Annotated in this window: 16 protein-coding genes; 12 read left to right on the top strand and 4 right to left on the bottom strand. The window is 43.5% G+C overall.

Annotated features, from left to right (window positions below):
- The first annotated feature begins 115 nt into the window (after positions 1-115).
- The 3 genes from NST94_RS17125 to NST94_RS17115 all read left to right on the top strand — a co-directional run bounded on the left by NST94_RS17125 (position 116) and on the right by NST94_RS17115 (position 5,678).
- Positions 116-4,510 (top strand): Ig-like domain-containing protein, encoded by a 4,395-nt coding sequence (locus NST94_RS17125; RefSeq protein WP_339281110.1) that lies wholly within the window; start codon positions 116-118, stop codon positions 4,508-4,510.
- 399 nt (positions 4,511-4,909) lie between these two features.
- Entirely contained in the window at positions 4,910-5,284 is a 375-nt protein-coding gene (locus tag NST94_RS17120; RefSeq protein ID WP_076128242.1) for a DUF4180 domain-containing protein, read from the top strand.
- A gap of 19 nt (positions 5,285-5,303) precedes the next feature.
- Positions 5,304-5,678, top strand: a complete 375-nt coding sequence (locus NST94_RS17115) for a DUF1801 domain-containing protein (RefSeq protein WP_076304056.1) — start codon at positions 5,304-5,306, stop codon at positions 5,676-5,678.
- 127 nt (positions 5,679-5,805) lie between these two features.
- On the opposite strand, the gene NST94_RS17110 is transcribed toward NST94_RS17115, so the two are convergent.
- Entirely contained in the window at positions 5,806-6,738 is a 933-nt protein-coding gene (locus NST94_RS17110; RefSeq protein WP_254848923.1) for a helix-turn-helix domain-containing protein, read from the bottom strand.
- A gap of 143 nt (positions 6,739-6,881) precedes the next feature.
- Between NST94_RS17110 and NST94_RS17105 the strand changes: the two genes are divergently transcribed.
- Entirely contained in the window at positions 6,882-9,635 is a 2,754-nt protein-coding gene (locus NST94_RS17105) for a sugar-binding domain-containing protein (RefSeq protein ID WP_339243792.1), read from the top strand.
- A 77-nt stretch (positions 9,636-9,712) separates the two neighbouring features.
- On the opposite strand, the gene NST94_RS17100 is transcribed toward NST94_RS17105, so the two are convergent.
- Positions 9,713-11,407 carry a M3 family oligoendopeptidase gene (locus tag NST94_RS17100; protein WP_076184489.1) on the bottom strand — a complete coding sequence of 565 codons (1,695 nt, stop codon included), beginning with the start codon at positions 11,405-11,407 and terminating at the stop codon, positions 9,713-9,715.
- Between the two features lie 383 nt (positions 11,408-11,790).
- On the opposite strand from NST94_RS17100, the gene NST94_RS17095 reads away from it, so the two are divergent.
- The 7 genes from NST94_RS17095 (at position 11,791) to NST94_RS17065 (ending at position 19,879) form a co-directional block, all read left to right on the top strand.
- A complete protein-coding gene (locus NST94_RS17095; RefSeq protein WP_076194647.1) occupies positions 11,791-12,975 on the top strand; it encodes a GntR family transcriptional regulator in 1,185 nt (394 codons plus the stop codon).
- Between the two features lie 246 nt (positions 12,976-13,221).
- Complete coding sequence (locus NST94_RS17090) at positions 13,222-14,487, top strand: glycoside hydrolase family 125 protein (protein WP_076128250.1); 1,266 nt, start codon at positions 13,222-13,224, stop codon at positions 14,485-14,487.
- 44 nt (positions 14,488-14,531) lie between these two features.
- On the top strand, positions 14,532-15,836 hold the full coding sequence (locus NST94_RS17085) for an ABC transporter substrate-binding protein (protein ID WP_076280054.1): 1,305 nt from the start codon (positions 14,532-14,534) through the stop codon (positions 15,834-15,836).
- Positions 15,837-15,907: 71 nt separating this feature from the next.
- On the top strand, positions 15,908-16,795 hold the full coding sequence (locus NST94_RS17080) for a sugar ABC transporter permease (RefSeq protein WP_036688088.1): 888 nt from the start codon (positions 15,908-15,910) through the stop codon (positions 16,793-16,795).
- Positions 16,796-16,828: 33 nt separating this feature from the next.
- Positions 16,829-17,716, top strand: coding sequence for a carbohydrate ABC transporter permease (locus NST94_RS17075; protein ID WP_339281109.1), 888 nt, complete (start codon positions 16,829-16,831; stop codon positions 17,714-17,716).
- Between the two features lie 33 nt (positions 17,717-17,749).
- Complete coding sequence (locus tag NST94_RS17070) at positions 17,750-18,805, top strand: glycoside hydrolase family 76 protein (protein ID WP_339281108.1); 1,056 nt, start codon at positions 17,750-17,752, stop codon at positions 18,803-18,805.
- A gap of 12 nt (positions 18,806-18,817) precedes the next feature.
- Positions 18,818-19,879 (top strand): glycoside hydrolase family 76 protein, encoded by a 1,062-nt coding sequence (locus tag NST94_RS17065; RefSeq protein WP_339281107.1) that lies wholly within the window; start codon positions 18,818-18,820, stop codon positions 19,877-19,879.
- 64 nt (positions 19,880-19,943) lie between these two features.
- Here the strand turns inward: NST94_RS17065 and NST94_RS17060 are convergent, their stop codons facing one another.
- A complete protein-coding gene (locus tag NST94_RS17060) occupies positions 19,944-21,050 on the bottom strand; it encodes a glycoside hydrolase family 88 protein (protein ID WP_339281106.1) in 1,107 nt (368 codons plus the stop codon).
- 212 nt (positions 21,051-21,262) lie between these two features.
- Here NST94_RS17060 and NST94_RS17055 point away from each other — a divergent pair, with 212 nt between their 5' ends.
- Positions 21,263-22,717 carry a glycosyl hydrolase family 28 protein gene (locus NST94_RS17055; RefSeq protein WP_339281105.1) on the top strand — a complete coding sequence of 485 codons (1,455 nt, stop codon included), beginning with the start codon at positions 21,263-21,265 and terminating at the stop codon, positions 22,715-22,717.
- Positions 22,718-22,724: 7 nt separating this feature from the next.
- On the opposite strand, the gene NST94_RS17050 is transcribed toward NST94_RS17055, so the two are convergent.
- Positions 22,725-23,582, bottom strand: coding sequence for an AraC family transcriptional regulator (locus NST94_RS17050; protein WP_339281104.1), 858 nt, complete (start codon positions 23,580-23,582; stop codon positions 22,725-22,727).
- Positions 23,583-23,623: the final 41 nt, after the last annotated feature.

Here is a 23,623-nt window from a genome sequence, read left to right as displayed (position 1 = left end):
GGATGGCTATCGAGGGTTCTTTTTTTGTTTATTTTTTGTTTATCTTAATTTTGTATAATACTCTCGATTATTGTCGAATTAAGGACATGATTTATGCTAGAGGGGGAAATAGAGATTGAAGCCATCATTTATGAAAATAGGCATTAGTATTTCGTTATGTACTGGACTTGTGGTGCAGGGAGTGGGTCCTATGCAAACTCCAATCATAAGTGCAAAAGCTAGTTTCGGTTGGATCGAGAATAGCCCAGCTATAATAACGTCGATCAATGAAGATGACTATTCCAACGCAGGAGTTGAGGTAGCCAGCTTTTTGACAGGAAAAGTATCGGATCCAGCGTCAACAGGGATTGCTGTAGTAGCTTTAGATAATACCAAAGGGGCCTGGCAGTATTACAACACGGTGGGACGAATTTGGTATAATATCGAGCCGGTGTCGAACAGTAATGCTTTTCTGCTGCTGAAATCGGAGAAAATCCGTTTTGTCCCGGCGAAAGACTGGAACGGAACGGCATCCATTAGCTTTAAGCTATGGGATACAACAGCATCCGGTTATCAAAATTATCAAAAAAATGCGAATACCACAGTATCTGCCGCGTTCAGCTCAGATCCGGGTATAGCCGTAATTACTGTAAATCCAGTGAACGATGCACCTTATCTGACAGAACTAAATGGTGGGGACTATCTTAGTTTTGACGGTAACGGGGATTATGTGACCTTCCCGGATCAACGGATTTATGGGAATTCTTTTACAGTTGAAGGATTTTTGAAAGTAGATGCTTTTCAGACATGGATGAGATTTTTTGAATCATCGATCGCAGAGCAGAACCACAATATTTTTGTAGGTTTTAACGGTAAACGGATGAATTTCACTGCCTACACTAATAAGGGAGATATTAATGTCACTGAGGATTTCCCGATTTCTAAATGGGTTCATGTCGCAATTGTTTATGATCACAGTCAGAAAAAGGGACGGATTTATTGGGATGGTGTACTTAAGGCAGAAGGGGCCATGGATTTAAGTACAGTAGGAAACGTTGCACGTCCGAATAACTGGCTTGGAAAAAGCACGTGGAGACAGGACGGAGATTATAACGGCGGAATGAGAGACGTTAGGTTCTGGAGTAAAGCCAAGACCCAAAGTGATATTGTTCGAGAAATGAATGTCGACTTGACAGGCTCGGAGCCTAATCTGGCTTTAAACTATAAATTAGCGAATAGCAATGATGGGAATGTAGCTATTAATACCTCTGGTCTTCCCCTTAAGAACGGTACAATTACTGGGGCAACCTGGAAGCAGGACACAGGTTTTATGGGGAATACTACAACCGATAAAAACAAGTCGGTCTCACGATCCTTTAAGGTCCTCGATGTGGATGGAGATGACCTACAAGTATCAGCTACTTCCTCGAATACGCTCTTAATTCCGAATAATGGACTGAAAATAAGTGGAAGTGGTGAGCAACGAACTTTAGAAATAACACCCGCAGCGAATGCTTTTGGCACCAGTGTGATTTCTGTTAAGGTAAGTGATGGAGCATTAAGCAACACCTACACTTTTAATGTGACCGTGAACAATACGGGGGATGTAATCGTAACCGGAGTGACCCTGGATAAACCAACACTCAGTTTAACGGAAGGAGAAGCAGGAGACACGCTTAGTGCCGTAATAGCACCTATTAATGCCACGAACAAAACAGTAAATTGGAGCTCGAGCGATGAGACAGTTGCGACCGTTGTGAACGGTGTGGTAACTCCGGTTGGTGAGGGGACAGCAGTTATTACGGTAACGACTACTGATGGAAGTTTTACAGCTTCGTCTGTAGTAAATGTGAGTGCTCCAATCCCGCCGGTTGTGGATGTAACTGGAGTGAAGCTAGATCAGGAGACACTGAATTTAACAGCTGGTGAAGCTGATGGACTCCTCAAAGCAACAATAGAGCCTGCCAATGCAACGGATAAAGACGTGATCTGGAGCTCGAGCGATGAAACAGTCGCGACCGTTGTGAACGGAGTAGTAACTCCGGTTGGTGAGGGGACAGCAGTTATTTCGGTAACGACCAAAGATGGAAGTTTTACAGCTACAACCACAGTTAGTGTGAGTGCTCCAATCCCGCCGGTTGTGGATGTAACTGGAGTGAAGCTAGATCAGGAGACACTGAATTTAACAGCTGGTGAAGCTGATGGACTCCTCAAAGCAACAATAGAGCCTGCCAATGCAACGGATAAAGACGTGATCTGGAGCTCGAGCGATGAAACAGTCGCGACCGTTGTGAACGGAGTAGTAACTCCGGTTGGAGAGGGGACAGCAGTTATTACGGTAACGACGAAAGATGGAAGTTTTACAGCTTCGTCTGTAGTAAATGTGAGTGCCCCAATCCCGCCCGTTGTGGACGTAACTGGAGTGAAGCTAGATCAGGAAACACTGAATTTAACAGCTGGTGAAGCTGATGGAATTCTAAAAGCAACAATAGAGCCTGCGAATGCAACAGATAAAGACGTGATCTGGAGCTCGAGCGATGAAACTGTAGCGACCGTAGTGAACGGAGTAGTAACTCCGGTTGGAGAGGGTACAGCGGTTATCAAGGTAACGACCAAAGATGGAAGTTTTACAGCTACAACCACAGTTAATGTAGCCGCTCCTAAGCCACCTGACGTTATCGTAACTGGGGTGACTTTAGACCAGCCAGAACTTAACTTAACGGTGGGTGAAGGCGAGGGAACTCTACAAGCGACAGTAGCTCCTGCTAATGCAACAAATAAAGGTGTGATCTGGAGCTCGAGCGATGAGACAGTAGCTAAGGTTGTTTATGGAGTAGTAACTCCGATTGGTGAAGGAACAGCCATCATAACGGTAACGACGAAAGATGGTAGTTATACGGCTTCTACAACCGTTACTGTGAAGGCACCTGTTAAACCAGTTACAGCACCTGGAATTCCAACATCCGTAACTGCAACTGCAGAGAATGGTCAAGCAATCATCACCTTTATCCCGCCGGTGAACGATGGAGGCAGCGAAATCACAGGATATATTGTAACTGCTAATCCGGGAGGTTTGACGGTTACAGGAACTGGAAGTCCTCTGACAATCAGTGGTTTGACGAATGGAACAAGCTATACCTTCACGGTACAGGCAATCAATAAAGCTGGCATCAGCGAATCCTCTGCTGAGTCCAATGCAGTTGTTCCTAGCACTCCATCTGGTGGTGATGTTGTTGTTCCGTCGCAACCAACCCCATCACCAACTCCGGCACCTGTGGTAAATGCTGCTTCCATTCTAATCAATGGTAAAGCTGAAACAGTGGGAACCGCAACGAATGGTAAACGGAATGAGCAAACGTTAACCACTATTGTGTTAGATCAGAAGAAGCTAGAGGACAAGCTCGCCACTGAAGGTAAAGGTACAGTAGTTTCTATCGGTGCAAATAGTAAATCTGATGTTATAGTTGGCGAATTAAATGGACAAATGGTTAAAAATATGCAGGGTAATCAAGCGATTCTTGAGATTAAAGCGGGAAATGCGACATTTACACTGCCTGCTCAACAAATTAATATTGACGCTTTGAACGAGCAAATCGGTAAGTCGGTAGCTTTGCAAGATATTAAGATACAGATTGAAATTAGTGCTCCTACAGCCGATAAAGTTAAAGCTTTAGAAGCAGCTGCGCAAAAAGGATCCTTCTCATTAGTTTCCGCGCCAGTTAATTTTACGGCTAGAGGTATCTACGGAGATAAGAGTATTGAACTTTCCCAATTCAATACGTATGTTAAACGTACCATAGCCATTCCTGAAGGGATGGACCCGAACAAGATTACAACTGGAGTGTACGTTGATTCCGAAGGTTCGGTACACCATGTTCCTACTAAAGTGGTTGTAATTGATGGCAAATATTTTGCTACTATCAACAGCCTAAGCGGAGGTACTTACTCCGTAATCTGGCATCCGCTTGAATTTAGTGATGTAGCTAATCACTGGGCAAAAGAGGCAGTGAACGATATGGGCTCCCGATTAGTCATTGAGGGAACAGGTAGTGGTCAATTTACTCCGGATCAAGCCATTACCCGTGCAGAGTTTGCGGCGATTGTTGTACGCGGTCTGGGACTTGAGATGGAACAAGCTGCAACACCATTCTCAGATGTAAAGACCACGGATTGGTATAACAGTGCGATCAACACGGCATTTACTTATCAATTAATCAATGGTTTTGAAGATGGCATGTTCCGCCCTGATGAACATATTACCCGTGAACAAGCGATGTTAATTATTGCTAAAGCGATGAAAATTACAGCGCTAAAGACTAAGCTTTCTGTTCAATCGGCTGACGTTTTGTTAGCTCCATTTACAGATAGTAGTAAGGTTTCTAACTGGGCAATCAGTGGAGTTACTGACACTTTGCAGGCAGGCATTATCATGGGAAGAAGCAGTAAAGGGCTTGCTCCGAAAGATGATATGACCAGAGCTGAGGTTGCAGAGATCGTGAAGCGGCTACTTGAAAAGTCGGATTTAATCTAATCTACTGAGCTCCAGAATTGTGATCATTAGAGGATTCGTTCAAAGAACATTGAACGAATCCTCTTTTCTTTTTATGGCTTAGCTCGTTTATACGATAATTAATCATTAATGATGTATTTCAGACAGCACAATCAGGCCAAGCAGAACGGCTGAAAGAAATCCTGAAAGCTCATCCGCACCTTGCGAATATGGAGAATAATATATTCGATAGTGATGGTTATACTTCCTTACATTCTGCTGCTTTTCATACGGATAATGTAGAACTAATAGAGTTGTAAATCGAACATGGCGCCGACATTTCTGCTAAAATAAAAAGTGGTGAATCTGCATGGTCGGTTGCGATTAAGCAGAGTAATCATAATGTTGCAGAAATTCTTCGCGGAAAAGGAGTAGTCTTGAATGAAAATCACAGTGGATGATAAGAATGATTCAACGGTAGCTATAATCTCTGGTGAGGAGATCATAATCAATAATGTAAGGGATGCCTTAGACTTAATGATGAATGTGAAATACCAAGGATGCGATAAAATGCTTCTGAGGAAGGAACAGATTACGGATGATTTTTTCGAGCTAAAGTCTGGAGTTGCTGGTGAGATTGCACAAAAATATACAAACTATCAGATGAGAGTTGCTATCGTAGGAGAATTTACAAGCTATAACAGCAAAAGTCTGAATGATTTTATTTACGAATGCAATCAAGGCGATAAAATGTTGTTCAAAAGTACTGAAGCTGAGGCTTTAGCGGCCCTACATTTATGCAAATCGTGGAGATGATCCAGAGAGGAGTTATATCATGGATGAAAGTAAAATCACATATGAATCGATCGATGCCTATATTTCCGGGTTTTCGCTTGAGGTTCAGGAAATCCTTAATACGTTAAGAAAGGTGATAAAAGAGGCGGCACCGGAAGCAGAGGAAAAAATAAGCTATCAGATGCCTACTTTTGCATTACACGGAAATTTGGTGCATTTCGCTGCTTATCCCAAGCATATTGGATTCTATCCAACTCCAAGTGGAATTAATGCTTTTAAAGATGAATTATCAGGCTATAAAGGTGCTAAAGGTTCCGTTCAATTCCCTATTGATAAGCCTATGCCTTATGAATTAATTAGCAAGATTGTAACCTTCAGAGTCGCTGAGAATCTAAAAAAAGTTGAAGCAAAATAATGTCTCTACTGGTATGAAATAGAGAGGTCCATCTGGTCAGGGCTGGAAGTGTGCATCCATTGTTGATGTTCTTCTTGATGCTGGTGAACATTGGATCCACTTCCGAGGCACTCCTGCCTCTTTTTCCTCATTTCGGACGTCGTACAAACGCCAGTATGATATCCTGGGCATAGTCCCCGAACCCACTTCCGAACAGATTTAGTCCTCGTTTATTGAGTGCATCCTCCCGAATTTCAAAACGTACACGAATAGGTTCATTAAACGCCAGCTTTAAAGAGCTGATTGTAGTGGAAGATGAGAGAGAACCATTACAGCTGCTGCCCGATTCCGAGACACTCCATGTAGTAAGAGCTCCATATTCAGTTCCACTTCTCCAACGTTCAGGGGTCAGTTTCCCTTTGCGGTTCCCGAAATCGGAGGGACAGGTCCAAGTCCCGACTAACTGGTCATTGATGGATAAGCTGATATCACTGGCCCAATCCTCTCGAAATGAAGGGGCTTCTGAGCATACTTCTGCCGAAATGCGGATTTCGTCCAACTCGACGCCTGGAGGCAGGGGGTTGGCAAAATAGTATTCGACATAACCGGCTTCTGCGAACCATAAGAGAGAGGCATCGACTCGTTCAGGCATGTAGAATGCTCTTGGATCATCTTGGGAGCCAATGACACCACCATCTTTTCCGGCCATCCCGCAGGACGGTTGTATGGAGCAGTGGGAGAACATTCCGATGGGCATATGTATTTCCTCAGTTTGATGCAGCCCATCCCCTAGCTTTGAAGGGAGATCGAGTTGAATAGAGCGACAGGTGACCGCACAGATTTTTTCGCGATTTGCTCCTTGTGTAGATGAGATAAGATTAACCTGTTCTAACGTCTGCACATTGATAGATATCGTTGGCTGAGCTACACCTAACGTCTCAGCTAATTGACTGACACTCATAGGCTTCTCTCCAAGGGCTTCAAGAATGCGGACGCGGACGTCACCAGACAGTGCTTTAGCTACATCTAAAATTCGTGACGCGGGATAACGTATCGTTTCTTGTGAAATATCATTCATCATATTTGTTCCTTTTCGTATAGGATGGGTTGAGGTTATTGTACAATGAAGAACGAGTATTGTAAAATCATAATAAACATTGCGAAAAACATATACTGGTGCTAAAATGGGCTCAACTTCTTATTTTGAAAGGCTGTGCTCGCCATATGACAACTTCTATATTAGCTTCTGAGACACTTGCGATTCCTCGTTCTGAACACCCTCATCCAAATTGGCAACGTCATGAATGGATGAATTTGAATGGGCAATGGTCATTTAAGTTTGATCCGAACAATGAAGGTATGAAGGCGTTATGGTACTCCAATCCTGAAATCGCTTACGACTCAATGATCACTGTACCTTTTTCTTGGGTAAGTCCCTTATCCGGAATTGGCTGCGATCAACAAGGAATAGGCTGGTATCGCCGCACCGTGAATGGGCAGGCTGTTGACCAACAAACACGATTGTTTTTACGTTTTGGGGCAGTAGATTATTCATGTGATGTGTGGATAAATGGAGAACATGTAGGTTCACATCAAGGTGGATATGGTTCATTTGAATTTGATATTACACCTTACTGGGCAGCTAATTGTGAGAATAATATTGTCGTAAGAGCTGAGGATTTCGATCATGCTTATCAAGCGCGGGGCAAACAAGGATATGGAGAAATCCGTGGAATTTGGCAGCCTGTATGGCTTGAAGTACGTCCCGAAACTTATATGAAAGATGCAAAGTTTGTGACCCGTATAGATGGACAGGTGAAGGTAACTACAAGAATAATTGCGCATGAAACGGGTTCGGCAGAGTTTACGCTGCAATTCGCTGATCATTCTGTTGTTCATACAGAGAAGCTGCAGCTTATAGCAGGGGTGAACGAATGTAAGCTGTCTATCGATGTTCCCAATCCGCATTTGTGGAGTCCAGAAAATCCTTATTTATATGAAGGTGAATTGCAGCTTAGTGGATCGTTTGGTACAGATACAGTCAGCACTTATTTCGGAATTCGCGAAATTCAGACTGCCCGCTTTGAAGATCGTGATTATCGGTGGATCACCTTAAATGGTAAGCCGATATATTTGAACGGTACTCTTGATCAGTCCTATCACAAGACAGGGTTTTTCACCTATCCAACGGATGAAGACATGCGGGATGAAATTTATCTAATGAAACGTTTAGGGCTAAACATGGTGCGAATTCATATTAAGCCCGAAGAACCCCGTAAGCTGTATTGGGCGGATAAGCTTGGCATTCTTGTTATGGAAGATATGCCTTGTTTCTGGGGTAATCCGGATGACAAGGCCAGAGCCTCCTATGAGAGAGAAGCCCTTGAGGTGATTGAACGAGATTATAATCATCCATCTATTTTTTCGTGGGTTATGTTCAACGAGACCTGGGGTTTGAAGACAGATGCTCAGGAGGCTAGCCTCACAAGTGATATACAGCAGCAGAGTAGTTATCTTAAAGAGACACAGGAATGGGTGCGGGAGAAATATCGCTGGGCGAAGCAGCTTGATCCGACTAGAATTGTTGAGGATAACTCGCCGTGTAATTATGATCATGTGGAATCGGATATTAATACATGGCACTTTTACATTAATGGTTACGAGCAGCTGCAAGCCCACTTAAATGAGGTTATAGATAAAACATTCCCGGGATCGGAGTTTAACTGTATTGGCGGCAACGTACAGTCTGATGCCCCTCTAATGAACAGCGAATGCGGTAACGTGTGGGGGATAGAAGGTGGTGCAGGGGACAGTGATTTGGCATGGCATTACCGCTATATGATGAATGAATTCCGGCGGCATGATAAGCTATGTGGATTCGTATTTACTGAATTCCGTGATGTTACGAATGAGTTCAATGGTTATTACCGGCTAGACGGGAGCGATAAGGATTTTGGATATGGGGATTTTGTTCCCGGGATGACGATTGCGGATCTGCATTCCCCAGATTTTATCGTGATAGATGCTCCTCCATGCCAGACAGTAGAAGCAGGGCAGAGTGTTAAAGTACCTTTGCTAGGTTCGAGCTTCGCGGACAGCTATCACGGTCATAATTTGAAGCTGAAATGGGAACTGTGGTACGACAATTTGGGGACTCGGGTCACTGCGCAAAGTGGACATATGTCTGTGAAATGGGATAACTTTGGAAACACTATACTTCCTTCTTTGAACATTACAATGCCTGGTCAGGAGGCGGCTGCAATACTTGCTGTTTCTCTGATTAATGAGAAGGGTGAAGCGATCACGCGGAATTTCATTACTTTTGATGTAAGAGGCGGTAATAACACTGTATTGTTTAAAGGTGAAGGAGAATTTATTCAAATTCCAGTGGGAGCTTATACCGATCATAACTTTAAGCATCAATGGGATGCTATCCAAGGATCTAAGATCAATGGTGCTGGGCAAGGTCAGTATGTATACGAGGTTACACTGCCAGATGCAGCAGATAAATCAATGATTGGTGAGATCGAAATCATCTTCGAAGCAAGTGCTAAACGATTGCTGGCGCGGCATGTTGAAGGTACGAAGCTTAATGATATGGGCCTTGATCTTATGCATGGGGCAGATGCGAGGGTGGAATATAATCCGAATACGTATTATATGACGGATGAAGAGCGTCATCCTTCCCGAGTGAACGTTCTGGTGGATGGGCAGCGGATTGGTTCTTTCTATTTACCGGATGATCCGGCTGATAGCAGAGGGATTTTGTCTTGGCATTATCAGCCAATAGCGAATAAGCTGGATGAGGCTGGATCTTACGGCTACCTATGCAAGGCAAGTGTACCGGGACAGTTAGCAGCGAAGCTGGATCGCAATCGTGTTTTCCGTTTGGAGCTGCAAGCAGAGGACGGCGGGTTAGCTTTGTATGGCCGTAATGCAGGTCGTTATCCACTGGACTTGTTGATTCGTTATCGCTAAATAACCTCGATGTGCAAAAAAAAGCAATCCCAGCTAAGAAGCAGGGATTGCTTTTTTATCGGTACTGCAAGGTATTATTAAAGTTCTTTATCATTAATGCTGTTTAACCAGCTTTCAATCTCCCCAATGACCGAACTAATGCAGCCATCTTCAAAAGGTGAAGTCAGGCCCGCAAGTTCAACCAGCTTGATAAAGGATTTGCTTCCTCCAGCTTGACATAACTCTAAATAATCACTCCAAGCGGATTTAAAATCTTCATTTGAACGTTTCCAGAACTGGAAGGCACATAGCTGTGCTAGTGTATAGTCAATGTAATAGAACGGGGAGGCGAAGATATGGCCTTGCTTATGCCAAAATCCACCTTGTTCCAGATAAGCATTACCTTCATAATTGCGGTGCGGCAAATATTTTTTCTCGATTTCTCGCCATGCTTGCTTACGTTCAGCAGGGGTTGCTTCAGGATTGCTGTAAACAAAATGCTGGAATTCATCTACAGTAACTCCGTAAGGAATAAACTGAAGGCTATCTGCCAAATGATTGAAACGGTATTTGTCTGCATCCTCTTCAAAGAACAATTCCATCCATGGCCAAGCAAAAAACTCCATGCTCATGGAATGGATCTCACAGGCTTCATAAGTAGGAAAAGCATATTCAGGTACATTAATATTTCGGCTTTCATACACCTGGAAGGCATGCCCCACTTCATGGGTCAAGACATCAATATCCCCTGAGGTTCCATTGAAATTTGAGAAGATAAAAGGTGCTTGGTATTGGCTGAAGTAAGTACAATAGCCACCGCCTTGCTTACCTTTTTTACTTACTAAATCCACTAGATTGTTATCCAACATAAAAGTAAAAAATTCATCAGTTTCCGGAGAGAGCTCTTTGTACATCTTGGATCCGTTAGCTACAATCCAGTCAGGATCTCCTTTAGGAGTGGCATTGCCAGTCTTGAAGCTGAAGTTCTCGTCATAAAACTTCAAGGCATCCAGACCTAGGCGTTCAGTCTGCCGTTTCTTAAGCTGTTGGGAGACGGGTACGATATGCTCCAGAACTTGTTTCCGGAAGTTGGCTACCATGTCGGCGTTATAATCGGTACGCATCATCCGGTCATAACCTAGCTCAACAAAGTTGCTGTAACCAAGCTTTTTAGCAATGCGGTCACGGACTTTAACTAGCTCGTCATAGATTCGATCAAAGTCACTCTCATGTTCAGACATAAAATCATATCTGGCTTGTGAAGCACGTTTGCGCATATCGCGGTCCGTGGACAATTCAAATGGAGTAAGCTGAGTCAGTGTCCGTTCTTCGCCTTCGAATGGAATCTTGGCGGACGCGATAAGCTGAGCGTATTCTGTAGAGAGTTTGTTCTCCAATTGTAAATCTTCGATGATTTCTGGACTAAAAGTACGCAGAGCTACTTCTGCAAGCTGAAGCAGCTGCGTGCCCCATTCTTGTTCGAATTCGGCTCTGTATTTGGAATTGACGAGTGCTTTGTAGTAGTCCGTTATGTATTCCTGAACGATAGGGCCAATCTCGTCCATGAATTCCTGTTCAGCCTTGTAGAATTCATCTGTTGTATTGATCGAATGGCGAACGCTAACCAATGTCTGCAGGGTGTCAAACTCATTGCGAAGCTTGTTAATAGCGGTAACGGAAGCCTTTTGCACTTCTAATGGCTCGGTGTCATTGAGATCTTTAAGCAGGTTGTTAAAATCCTGTTTGAACTTCTCTACATCCGGGCGCTCATAGCGATAATCATTAAATTTCATTAACTATTCAACTTCCTTTCTATACCAGATAGTCTCTATTATATATTCTGAACAGCAATTTACGATAGACCTGTGTTAGCTGTTTTTGAATAAAAAAAGAACAAATGGACAAAAGTGTAAAAACTTGTTAGATGAAATACGGTTTGATATTATCTAAGAATATAGTAGAAATGATATTTATAGCGATTACTTAGCCTTTATTTAACCAGCATTCACTGAATACGGGTTATCTCTGTTTATATACGAAGTTTTGTATTTTTCCACTTTACATCCTTCCTCCCTCTTTTTTTGCTGTAGCCGCACAACTGTCGACAAACTTAATATATCATGATATATTATTATGTATAAGATGAAAAAATTAGAGTCAGGAGATAACGAAAGTCATGAGTGAGACAACATCATCCAAACCGATGTATGAAAAAATATTTGATGAAGTGAAGCAGCTTATCGTTAATAAATCCTACGGACAAGGGGAACGGGTTCCCTCAGAGAAAGAACTGGCTGAAGCCTATAATGTTAGTCGGATTACGAGTAAAAAAGCTCTGGAAATGCTCGCCGCGGAACAATTAATTGTGAGAAAACCGGGGAGAGGTTCATTTGTGGCAGATCCAGCAGTCGATTACATGGAATCAGCGATATCTCCGGGGACGGTCTCCGACGGAACTGTTTTCAATTCCTTTAACCATGAGGAAAAGACGATCGGTCTGGTTATTACCGACTTTGGCAACAGCTATGGCACAGGCTTAATTTATGGCATGGAGCAGGCTTCACGTGACAATGATTGTTTTCTGGTTTTAAGAAGAACGTTTGGGGTGCCGGAGAACGAAGAGAAATCTATTCAGAAGTTGCTCAGCTTAGGTGTAGATGGTCTGATCATTTTTCCGGCTCAAGGCGAATTTTTTAATGCGGAGATTCTAAAATTGGTGATAGGGCGGTTCCCGCTAGTTCTGGTAGATCGCCATTTAAAAGGAGTGGCAGCAGCATCGATCAGTACTGATAATATGCAGGCTGCACTCAAAGGTACGGAGTATTTATTTGATCTCGGGCATACTCATATCTCCTTTCTCTCTCCACCTCCAGCGGATACCACAGCTCTTGAAGAGCGGGTAGAGGGATTTATTCAAGCGCATGCGGAACGGGGAATAGCTGTAGACAAGGGATTGTGGGTCAGCGATTTGACCTCAACACTACCGGATTCCTTCAACGATGAGAATATTGAACATGACATTTCGCGGCTAATTTCTCATTTGCAAAAGAATCCAACAATAACGGCGCTTTTTGCTGTGGAATATAATATTGCGCTGCTGGCTAGAACTGCGGTCCAACGACTTGGGCTACGAATTCCAGAAGATATTTCGATCATTTGCTTTGATAGTCCGCCAACTCCACTTGGTTCGGGTTATGCATTTACCCATTTACGGCAAAATGAAGAAGAGATGGGGCGGCTTGCAGTAGAAAATGTATTGCGAATTATGAACGGGCAGAGTGTGTCCAATAAGATAATGCTGGAAGCTGAGTTAATTTCTGGTGAATCCACAAGCTCCGCTAAACAATCTATCTCTAAATAGAATTTTGGCTTATTCTCCAAATTAAACATATATTAGTTGTTATAAAAACCTATCTTTTTGGATGGGTTTTTTTATTTGTTTTAGATATGTATTTATCATTATAGATGTATTGATATATCATTATAATAAAATAAACATATTGACATACTAATCACATGACAATATACTAATCAATGAAAGCGCTTCAAATTTAAAAAGAAAAAGGGGGTATTATAACTGAAAGCAACTAGAGAAATACCCGAGTCGATGCATAAACTGGCATCTAGCGTAAAAGCACAGCTGAGTGATCGCCCGAAATTAGCCGAAATGTTCGAGAAATGTATGGCCAACACCTGGAACACAACCTTAAAACGAATGCCAAACGGAAGCACTTTTGTTATTACCGGAGATATTCCAGCGATGTGGCTACGGGATTCCGCCGCACAGGTCAGACCTTTCCTAATCCTTGCCTCCGAAGATGAAGAAATTGCAGACATGATTGAGGGACTTGTACGTAGACAATTTACTTACATCCAGCTTGATCCGTATGCTAACGCATTCAATGAAGAAGAAAGTGGGCATGGCCACCAAGAGGATCTGACGGAGATGAGCCCGGGAGTCTGGGAAAGAAAATATGAAATTGATTCGTTATGTTATCCAATACAACTGAGTTATCTGCTCTGGAAGAATTCGGGCCGTACTAGTCAGTTTAATGAGTCGTTTGTAACAGGCGTAGAAAGAATCATAACATTATGGACTACCGAACAGAACCATGAGCGCGATTCAAAATATCTTTTTCAACGGATGAACTGTCCGCCCACGGATACGTTAGCTCGAGAAGGCAAAGGGACGTTGACGGCTTATACCGGAATGACTTGGTCTGGATTTCGTCCTAGTGACGATGCCTGTGAATATGGGTATTTGGTTCCGGCCAATATGTTCGCGGTGGTTGTTTTACGATATGTGTGTGAAATTGCCCGTGAGATTTTAGGTGATCAGGAGCTGGAAAAGAAAGCTAGAAAACTATCTGACCAGCTTAATAAGGGAATAAGTGAGTATGGAATTGTAGAACATCCAGAGTTTGGAGCGGTCTATGCTTATGAAGTAGATGGTCTGGGACAGGTGAATTTTATGGATGATGCAAATGTACCTAGTCTACTCTCTATCCCTTATTTGGGTTATGTGACTGCTGATGATCCTATTTATAAAAATACCCGTGAACTTATTTTAAGTAGCACTAATCCTTATTTTTTCGCAGGAAAAGCGGCTGCTGGCATTGGAAGTCCGCATACGCCAAATCGGTATATCTGGCCCATAGCTTTAGCGATGCAGGGAATGACATCTACCCGCTTTGAGGAACAGGAAGCCTTACTTCATCTGCTGGAGAAGACGGATGCAGGAACTGGATTTATGCATGAAGGGTTTCATGTGGATAATCCTGATGAATTTACACGTCCATGGTTCTCTTGGGCAAACATGATGTTCTGTGAGCTTGTACTCATGCGCTGTGGTAAGCAGATTAAGCGCGGATGAGACCAACAAGGTTTGAATAATCGACTCTAAAGGGGATAGAGAACATGAAAAAATGGCTGGTTACCTCAATTGTTTTGGTAATGACTACTGCACTTGCTGCGGGCTGCGGTGGCAATAACGGATCTGCGGACAAAGAGACCGGAAACACAAGCAAAGCTGGGAGCAGTACCGGGAAAAAGACAGAGCTTACCTTCTGGGGAGATTGGGGCGGTGAGGGGCAGAAGCAATTCGAGACCATGGTGGATGCTTTTAATAAATCGCAGGATAAAATTCACGTAAAATATGTGCTGCAACAGGATATGATCACGAAATTCCTAACTTCTGCGACCAATGGCGGCACTCCTGATGTACTGTTTTGGGACCGTTGGAGAACTTCGCTGTATGCCCCGAAAAATGTACTGCATCCGGTGGATGAATACTTAACGCGTGACGGTATTTCCGAAGATGATTTCTACAGTGAATCCCTACGGGAGCTTTCATACGATGACAAATTATATGGGCTGCCGCTTACAGTAGATGCCCGTGCTCTTTTCTATAATAAGAAGCTGCTCGCAGAGGCAGGACTTCAGCCTCCAACAACTTGGGATGAGTTAGAGGCAGCGGCTACGAAGCTAACGAAATGGAATGGCAATAAATTGGAGACCGCAGGTTTTTCTATGGGAGATTTGGGACTTTTTAATATGTATCTCCAACAGGCTGGCGGCACCATGCTTACGGAGGATGGAAAGACCAATTTTAATAATGAGCAGGGCAAGCAGGTGCTTGAGTTCTGGGATCGCCTAATGAACAAGGACAAAGTGTATAAAGTAGGGTTCGAACTTGGACTTGGTGAAGGGCAAGATGCTTTTGTCACAGGTAAAGTGGCTATGTTGTATTCCGGTCCGTGGATGCTCAGCACCTATAACAAATATGGTAAAGACCTGGATTATGGAATCGTTCCTCCTCCAGCCGGACCAAATGGTGATAAAGGTAGTGTCATGGGTGGATTTGGGCTAGTGATTCCAGAAGGCTCCAAACATAAGGAAGAAGCATGGGAGTTCATCAAATGGTGGACAGCGAACAAAGATAACGCGTTGCTCTGGGCAAAGACGAGTCTAAACCTGCCGGGTTATAAGCCATCGATGGAAGATCCATTTTTCAAGGATGATCCAAAGTGGCAGCCGTTTCTGGAAACGTTGGAGTTCGCCAAGGTTCGTCCGAACCATCCTGGATATTCCGTGATGGAGACTGATGCTTTGGCCCCTAATTTGCAGCTTAACCAGCAAAACAAGATGAGCATTGATGAGACCTTGAGGAAATCGCAAGAAGAGGGCGACAAAATGCTGAAGGATAATGAAGTAGTGAAGTAGTGAAATAATAAGTAAGACATTTGAAGTGAAGGGAGGTTTCGCCTCCCTTTTGCTTAGGAGGGGGTAGCTGAATGGCTTCCATCAGAAAGCTAGAGAAACATCAGGCGCGGACGGCTTATCTGTTTATTACACCCACGGTATTGCTGTTTACAGTATTCACAGTCATCCCTGTGGTAATGGCGCTATATTTAAGCTTTACCAACTACGATGTACTTAGTAGAAACGATTGGATCGGTTTTGATAACTATCGCCGTTTGATAGAGGACAGTTTGTTATGGAAAACATTCCGAAATGTATTTCTGTATTCCATCATTTTCGTTCCATTTAATATTCTGATTTCGCTTCTCCTCGGGATTCTGCTTAGTCGATCCTGGCGTGGGGTAAAGTTGTTCCGCACATTGAATTATCTGCCTACCCTTACATCCGCCGTTGCTGCTGCTACCGTTTGGATCTGGCTTTTGCATCCTGAATTTGGTTTGGTTAACGGATTGTTGTCTTATGTTGGGATTACGGGTCCAGCTTGGTTATCCGAGACCCGAACGGCGATGTTGTCCATTATTATGCTTACCCTCTGGCAATCGGTAGGTTCTAATATGATTATCTACTTGGCAGGTCTGCAAGGCGTGCCTGACTATTTGTATGAATCTGCACGGTTGGACGGTGCTAATAAGCTGGCTTGTTTCCGGTTTATTACTTGGCCGCAGCTGCGACCAACAACCTTTCTTGTCAGTACGATGTCAATCATTGGTGCGTTGCAGTTGTTCGACCAAGCTTTTGTGCTGACGCAGGGTGGTCCGGCGAATATGACAAAGACCCCAGTTTATCTGATCTATCAGCAGGGCTTTAATCAATTGCAAATGGGGTATGCGTCTGCACAAGCATTTGTGCTTGCTGTGGCGATTCTCATTTTCTCACTAATAAACATGCGGATCACAAAGGCGGAGGAGTCCATTGTATAAGCCGGGCTTGCCATGCAGAAGGGGGATAGAGGTATGGATACTAGCGGAAGTTCGTTATTAAAAAGAAGCTTAAGCAAATCTATCTATTATATAGTGTGCATAGTTATTGCTATCGTAATGTTTCTACCTTTTTATTGGAGTGTTCTTACATCCTTGAAGCCTGACGAAGAGATCTTCGCCATACCCATCCGGTGGTTTCCTTCACATTTGACCTTAGAACACTATCGTAAGGCATTTACTACGGTTCCGTTTGCGCTCTATTTCTGGAATTCGCTTGTACTTGCAGTAGCGGGTGTATTGGCGAATCTGTTCTTTGGTTCTATCAGTGGTTATGCGTTCGCAAAATTGAATTTTAAGCTCAATAAGCCGATATTCCGCGTGCTGCTTGCGGCGATGATGATACCAGGCATTGTGACGATGATCCCCACGGTTTATGTCATGCGCCATATTCCTCTTTTTGGAGGAAATGATATTTTTGGTAGCGGGGGTAACGGGCTGATGAACTCATTCTGGGGGATTATTCTTCCAGGCGCTTCTGGAACCTTTGCTGTGTTCTTCATGCGGCAATTCTTTCTCACCTTGCCTAGTGACATGATGGAAATGGCCCGGATCGAAGGCTGTGGAGAGTTTAAAATATTTTGGCGGATATATTTGCCGTTGACTAAACCAGCGCTGGCTACTTTAAGTATCTTTACCTTCCAAGCGGGCTGGAACAGTTTCTTATGGCCAATGATTGTGCTGAATGATCCCGACAAAGCAACGATTCAAATGGGACTTCAAGCTTTTTCCTATAATTTTCAAACAGACTACGGTCCAATGATGGCTGGAGCGCTAGTAGCAATCTTGCCGATATTGGTGTTGTTTTTAGCGCTTCAGCGTTATTTTGTACAAGGGATAGCCTTCAGTGGTATTAAGGGCTAATGCAATAAAAATCGAACCAGGGAGAGAGTCTATATGAACCAATTGGAGATAGGGATTTGGGAGGAACGGGCGAATCAAGCACAAGCTGCATTGGATTCATTCTTCTGGAATGAAGCGATCAAAATGTACAATATAGAAACACCTTGTCCAAATGGAGAATGCAACACGATTTTTCATTATTGGTGGATGGCCCATGCTGTGGATGTATTGGTAGATGGACTACAGCGGACTGGAGAGAACTGGTATGCCAAAAGGCTTTCCGCATTTCATGAAGGTCTGCTACAACGAAATGGTGGTATGTGGCCAAATGAGTTGTATGATGATATGGAATGGATGGCTCTCGCGTGGCTTCGTGCTTATCAAGCAACAGGAGTGGAAGGTTATAAAGATACAGCCCTTCTTTTATGGAACGACATTCAGACAGGTTGGAACGAGCATATGGGCGGTGGGATTGCTTGGCAGAAATCACAGTTGGATTATAAAAATACACCAGCCAACGCACCGGCAGCTATACTTGCGGCACGCTTGTATCAAGCTTTTGGTGAAGCTGGCAATCTTGAATGGGCGTTAAAAATATACAGATGGCAAAAAGAGCATCTAGTAGATCCGGCAACGGGTTTTGTATGGGATGGCATGAATCGCACTGGCGATGGAAAGATCGATAAAGATTGGAAATACTCCTACAACCAAGGTGTTTTCATTGGCGCAGCAGTTGAACTGTACCGTATCACTAAAGAGCAGGAATATTTAGAGGATGCTCGTCTAACCTTTGCTGCCGCAGCCCATGAACTTGCTGACTCTGAGGGAGGTGTGCTGCCAGATGAAGGAAATGGTGATGCGGGACTGTTTAAAGGAATCCTGATTCGCTATACAGCTGAATGGGTCAAAGCTGATTCCGCAGCAGTTAAAGCTGTAGATTTCCTGCGAGCGAATGCAGAATGTCTCTGGGAACAAGGAAAGTCAGAGGATAAAGTGTTGTTTGGCACAGATTGGACTTCGACTTCCGCTGGTGTGATTCAGCTCAGCTCCCAGCTTAGTTCGATCAAGCTGCTTGAGAAGATGGCTGAATTAACTAAAGAACAGGGTTGAGGTGAGTTCTTAATGACACAAGCAAAGGAAGCCATAGAAGCAGTCAGTTGGCAGGAAAAGTCCGAGTGGTTCCAACAATGTCTACTACGTAATTATTATAATGCTGAGACGGGGATCATGAACCAATGGTATCCCAGAGCGTACAACGTTGCGGGGGAAAACTTTTATTATTGGTGGCAGGCTCATGTCATTGATATTTTAGTAGATGGTTATGAGCGTAGTGGAGATCCTGTGTATTCCTTGAAAATTAAGGAGCTAAGTCAGAGTCTGCAAGCTTATAACGGGGGGACTTTCAGGCATAATTACTATGATGATATGGAATGGACAGCATTGGCGTTGCTGCGTGCTTATCGGGTTACAGGACATGAAGCCTATTTAAGTGCTGTGCTTGATCTATGGGAGGATATTAAGACGGCTTGGAATGAACAGTTGGGTGGAGGTATGGCGTGGAAGAAGGATCAGCTAGATTATAAAAACACACCTGCCAATGCACCTGCCGTCATCCTTGCAGCCCGGTTATATGAACTTTTTCATAAGCAAGAGGATCTGGAGTGGGCGCTCCGTATCTATGAATGGAACAAGACATATTTGATGGATTCTACGACTGGTTTTGTGTGGGATGGGATGAATAGACTTGGGGATGGCCAGATCGATTACGACTGGGAGTTTACTTACTGTCAGGGAGTGTTTCTAGGCGCTGGCTTAGAGCTTTACAAGAATACGGGTGATGTTCATTACTTAGAAGATGCGAATCGAACGGCTAATACATGTATTGATCGGTTATGCGATCCAATTAATCTGATGTTGCCTGATGAAGGCGTTGATGATACTGGATTGTTCAAGGGCATTCTGATTCGTTATTTGGTTCAGCTCTGTAAAATATCTCCTGTAAATATCCGTATTCGTGAGGTTATATTGGCCAATGCAATGCACTTGTGGGAAAAAGGTCTGGATAAACAACTGGGTCTATGCAGTTCATCGTGGGAAGTGAAACCGGAGCTTCCGGTTCAGCTGAGTATTCAGCTCAGCGGCTTGATGCTGCTGGAGGGTGCTGCGGCACTGGTGAACGAATAGCCTGAAATATATAAAGACACCTCAAGAGAGGTGTCTTTTTGTTGTTTAAATTAACTATCTGCAATTAGAAAATCCGATGTTTCCAGCCATTTAATTTAGCGATAGCTTCAATATAATAGTAGTCTCCATAGATCAGGGATACATCAATGAAGGAATTGCCACTGCCAGTTCCGTGCAATAAAATCGCTTCATGCTCTGGTTGCTCCCAGGTTGCGTAATTTTCGGTCAGTGAGCGCAGAATTCGTTCCGCTGCATTTGCATATAGACTTTTTTCGCCTAAGGGTACGATATCTGCAAGCTCTAATAATCCTGAAGCGGCTATAGAGGCTGCGGAGCTATCTCGGAACATCCGGGTATCATCCTCTAGGCGGAAATCCCAATAAGGGACTTGATCCTCAGGCAAAGCAGAGATAAAATAATGTGCGATCCGCTTAGCGGTGTTCAGGAAACGTTCATCTCCAGTGTAGCGATAAGTATTGATAAAGCCGTACAATCCCCAAGCTGTTCCTCGGCTCCAAGAGGATTCAGCCGAGTAGCCTTGACCGCCAAAATTCTCAAGATAAGCACCTGTCTCTGCGTCAAAAGAAATAATATGTTTGGTGGATCCATCCTCACGTATGCCATATTGCATTGTCGTTTCGGCGTGGCTAATTGCAATATGCTTATAGCGGGGATCACCTGTCACTTTGCTGGCCCAAAACAGCAGGGAGATATTTAACATACAGTCGATAATTACCCAGCCGTATTTATCTTCATTCCATGCGCGGATGAATTTGCCTACAGGATTATAGCGGGCAGCGAGGAAATTCGCTGCTTCAATCCCTCTGCGCAGGGCATCTTCGTCACCTGTAATTGTATGTTTGATTACAGCTGTCGGAAGGAATTGGAATCCCACATCGTGATGCATCTCAACCGTTGGTTTAACAAACCATTCCTCCAAGGTACCGTCCCAATGCCAAGCAGCCTCCTTGTAAAGATCTTTTCCGGTCATATCATGCATGATCCAGAGGAGTCCAGGCCAGAAACCTGTGGTCCACCAGTCTGAACCGATATCATCAAATTTGCCATCTTTTCCGGCGAAATGCGGGCACTTATCACCGATTTGCTCTATCATACGTTCTACTTTTGTATCGAGTCTCCCCATGATCTCCTGCCAATAAAGGTTTTTCATTATTACTGCCTCCAGTGAAATTAGGATGTTATGAGTATAGCTTTCTAAAGCTCAGGAAAGTTGTGTTTTGATATAAGGAAATGTTTGATTATTGTCATGTTGAAGTTGGCTTATAATCTAAAACTGACAAAATACAAACATTTCTGCATAACACATTAAAACTTTATCGGTGTTGGAAACGATACAATCGAAATGAACAGGAGGATGGTAAAGTGGATGATTTACAAGTATATAAAGCATCTAAAGATATCCCGGGACGTGAGGATTATAAGGTTAGAGTACGGCAGCCTGAAGGAGAATGGCATAGCTTGTTTATTTACGAGGTTAAGGTAGATATGCATGAGGTGCGTCTTGCATCCATGGCTTATTTTGATCTGGAAGGTACAGTAGAAGTTGAAGTCACCTGTCTTTATACGGAGATTGATTGTGTGAACATTGCTCCGGCTTCGCGAGGGATCTCTTACGAATATCATGGAAATACCATTTTGTTTAAGCTAACAGGTCCGCAAAAGTTATCGATTGAGATCAACGGTGATATTTTTCGAAATCTGCATTTATTTGCTAACCCTAAGGAGAAGGATGCCCCTCAACCAGAGGATGCTAATGTTCTAGTAGTCCAACCGGGTATACACCGGAAACCTGATCTTTTACGGCTGCTGGATAATGCCGCTGCTGATCCTCGTGAAAAAAGGAAGGTGCTTTATTTCGCTCCAGGCACACATTATATAGAAGAAACAGTATTGCCGGTCCCTTCGGAAACCACGGTGTATCTTGCCGGAGGTTCAGTGCTTGTAGGTTCCTTGGTATGCGAGGGAGTTCATGATGTATCCATTCGTGGTCGCGGTATAATTTATCTTGCGGATTTTCATCGATTCTCGGCCTTTCGAGGGATACGAATTATTTTTTCGCGATCCATAAATGTGGAAGGTATTACCGTGATTGATCCGCCACATTACAGCATTTTCATCGGGCAGTCTGAGCAGATTGTGATTGATAATTTCAAATCGTTTAGCACTCGGGGGTGGTCTGATGGCATTGATATTATGTCTAGTTCCGAGGTTAGAATCCGGGATGTTTTTATGCGTAATTCGGATGATTGTATTGCTATTTACGGCTCGAGATGGGATTTTTATGGAGATACCCGCAATATTAGCGTTCGTGATTCCATTTTGTGGGCAGATGTCGCTCATCCATTAATGATTGGTACACATGGGGACCATGAACGGAACGGGGACACCATTGAGTCTATTGTTTTTGCAAATATTGATATCTTGAATCATCACGAACCGCAAGAGAACTATTGGGGTGCACTGGCGATTAATGCCGGGGATCGAAATAGGGTATGTAATGTTCTATATGAAAATATACGTGTAGAGCGTATTGAGCGGGGGCAGCTAATTGATGTGCGGGTGGTCTATAACAAGGACTACAATCCAGAGCCGGGGACAAGCATCCGGAACATTACATTTCGCGACATCAGCTATAGCGGGACGGCCAACCCTTCACGAATTTATGGATATGACGAAGAGAGAGCTGTTGAAAATGTGACCTTTGTCAATTTAAGGATCAATGGTGAACTGGTGGACGCCCCCCGCCCAGAGCTGATAGATATTAATCATTTTGCTAAAAATATACTCTTCGTTACTGAAAAAAATACGGTTGTGTAGATTGGATCTAATTACTTTTTCTATATTTTAATGGCGTCGTCCCTAGGACTCTTTTGAACAGTTGATTGAAATATGAGGCATTTGGAAAACCAACAGTGATTCCGATTTGCTCCACAGGCAGGTCTGTCGTTCCTAACAAGCGGCAGGCCTGTTTGATCCGGCGGGCAGTCAGATAATCAACAAGCCTTCCTCCGGTTTCCTGATGAAAGATTCTGGAGATATAGGATTTGGACAAGTGAATCTCCTCAGCTAACTGATCCAGATTAACCTCCTCATGATAATGCTCTTCGATAAAACTCATGATTTTCTCAGAATAGCGCAAGGTTCGCCGTTCTCCTGATTGGAATACATGCTGATCTTCAGTTCCTATATTGCTCAATAATTGAAGAATTAACAGTGAAATGTCTTCGGTATCCTCAGTCAGACTGACTTTTTTATTGTGATTATATTGCTCCAGAATCCACTCCACAGACTCAACGTGAGCCTTAAGATCAAAGGCACAATGTGTATTTTTCCCTTGCCAAAGCGCTGTGAATAAAGCCTTCCTTTTCGTAAAACCCTCCAGCAGGTGTTCAGCAACATGTGGATCAATGTAGAAGATAGTTCGTTCAAAAGGACATTCGGGAGAAACCTCAGAATAGATCCGGTGCAGCTGATAGGGCTGGAAAAAGAATAACATTCCCCTGCGGATATCGTACATCTGCAGATTCACAACAACGTTTCCCTGTCCGCCATACACGAACATGACTTCACAGCATTGATGCCAGTGATAATAACCTTTGTAATAGTCGTCGGTATATATTTTATAATCCCAAATCAAGGTCTTATGTTCTTCAAAAACAACAGGTTCGAACAGCTGCTTCATAGGCCCTCCAAGATGACAAAATACAAACATTTTCTTATATC

The organism is Paenibacillus sp. FSL H8-0282 (assembly GCF_037963825.1).
In the GTDB taxonomy this organism is placed as follows: Bacteria; Bacillota; Bacilli; order Paenibacillales; family Paenibacillaceae; genus Paenibacillus_AQ; species Paenibacillus_AQ odorifer.
The sequence above is the reverse complement of the archived record's forward strand: the minus strand, read 5'-3'. Positions and strand labels throughout refer to the sequence as shown.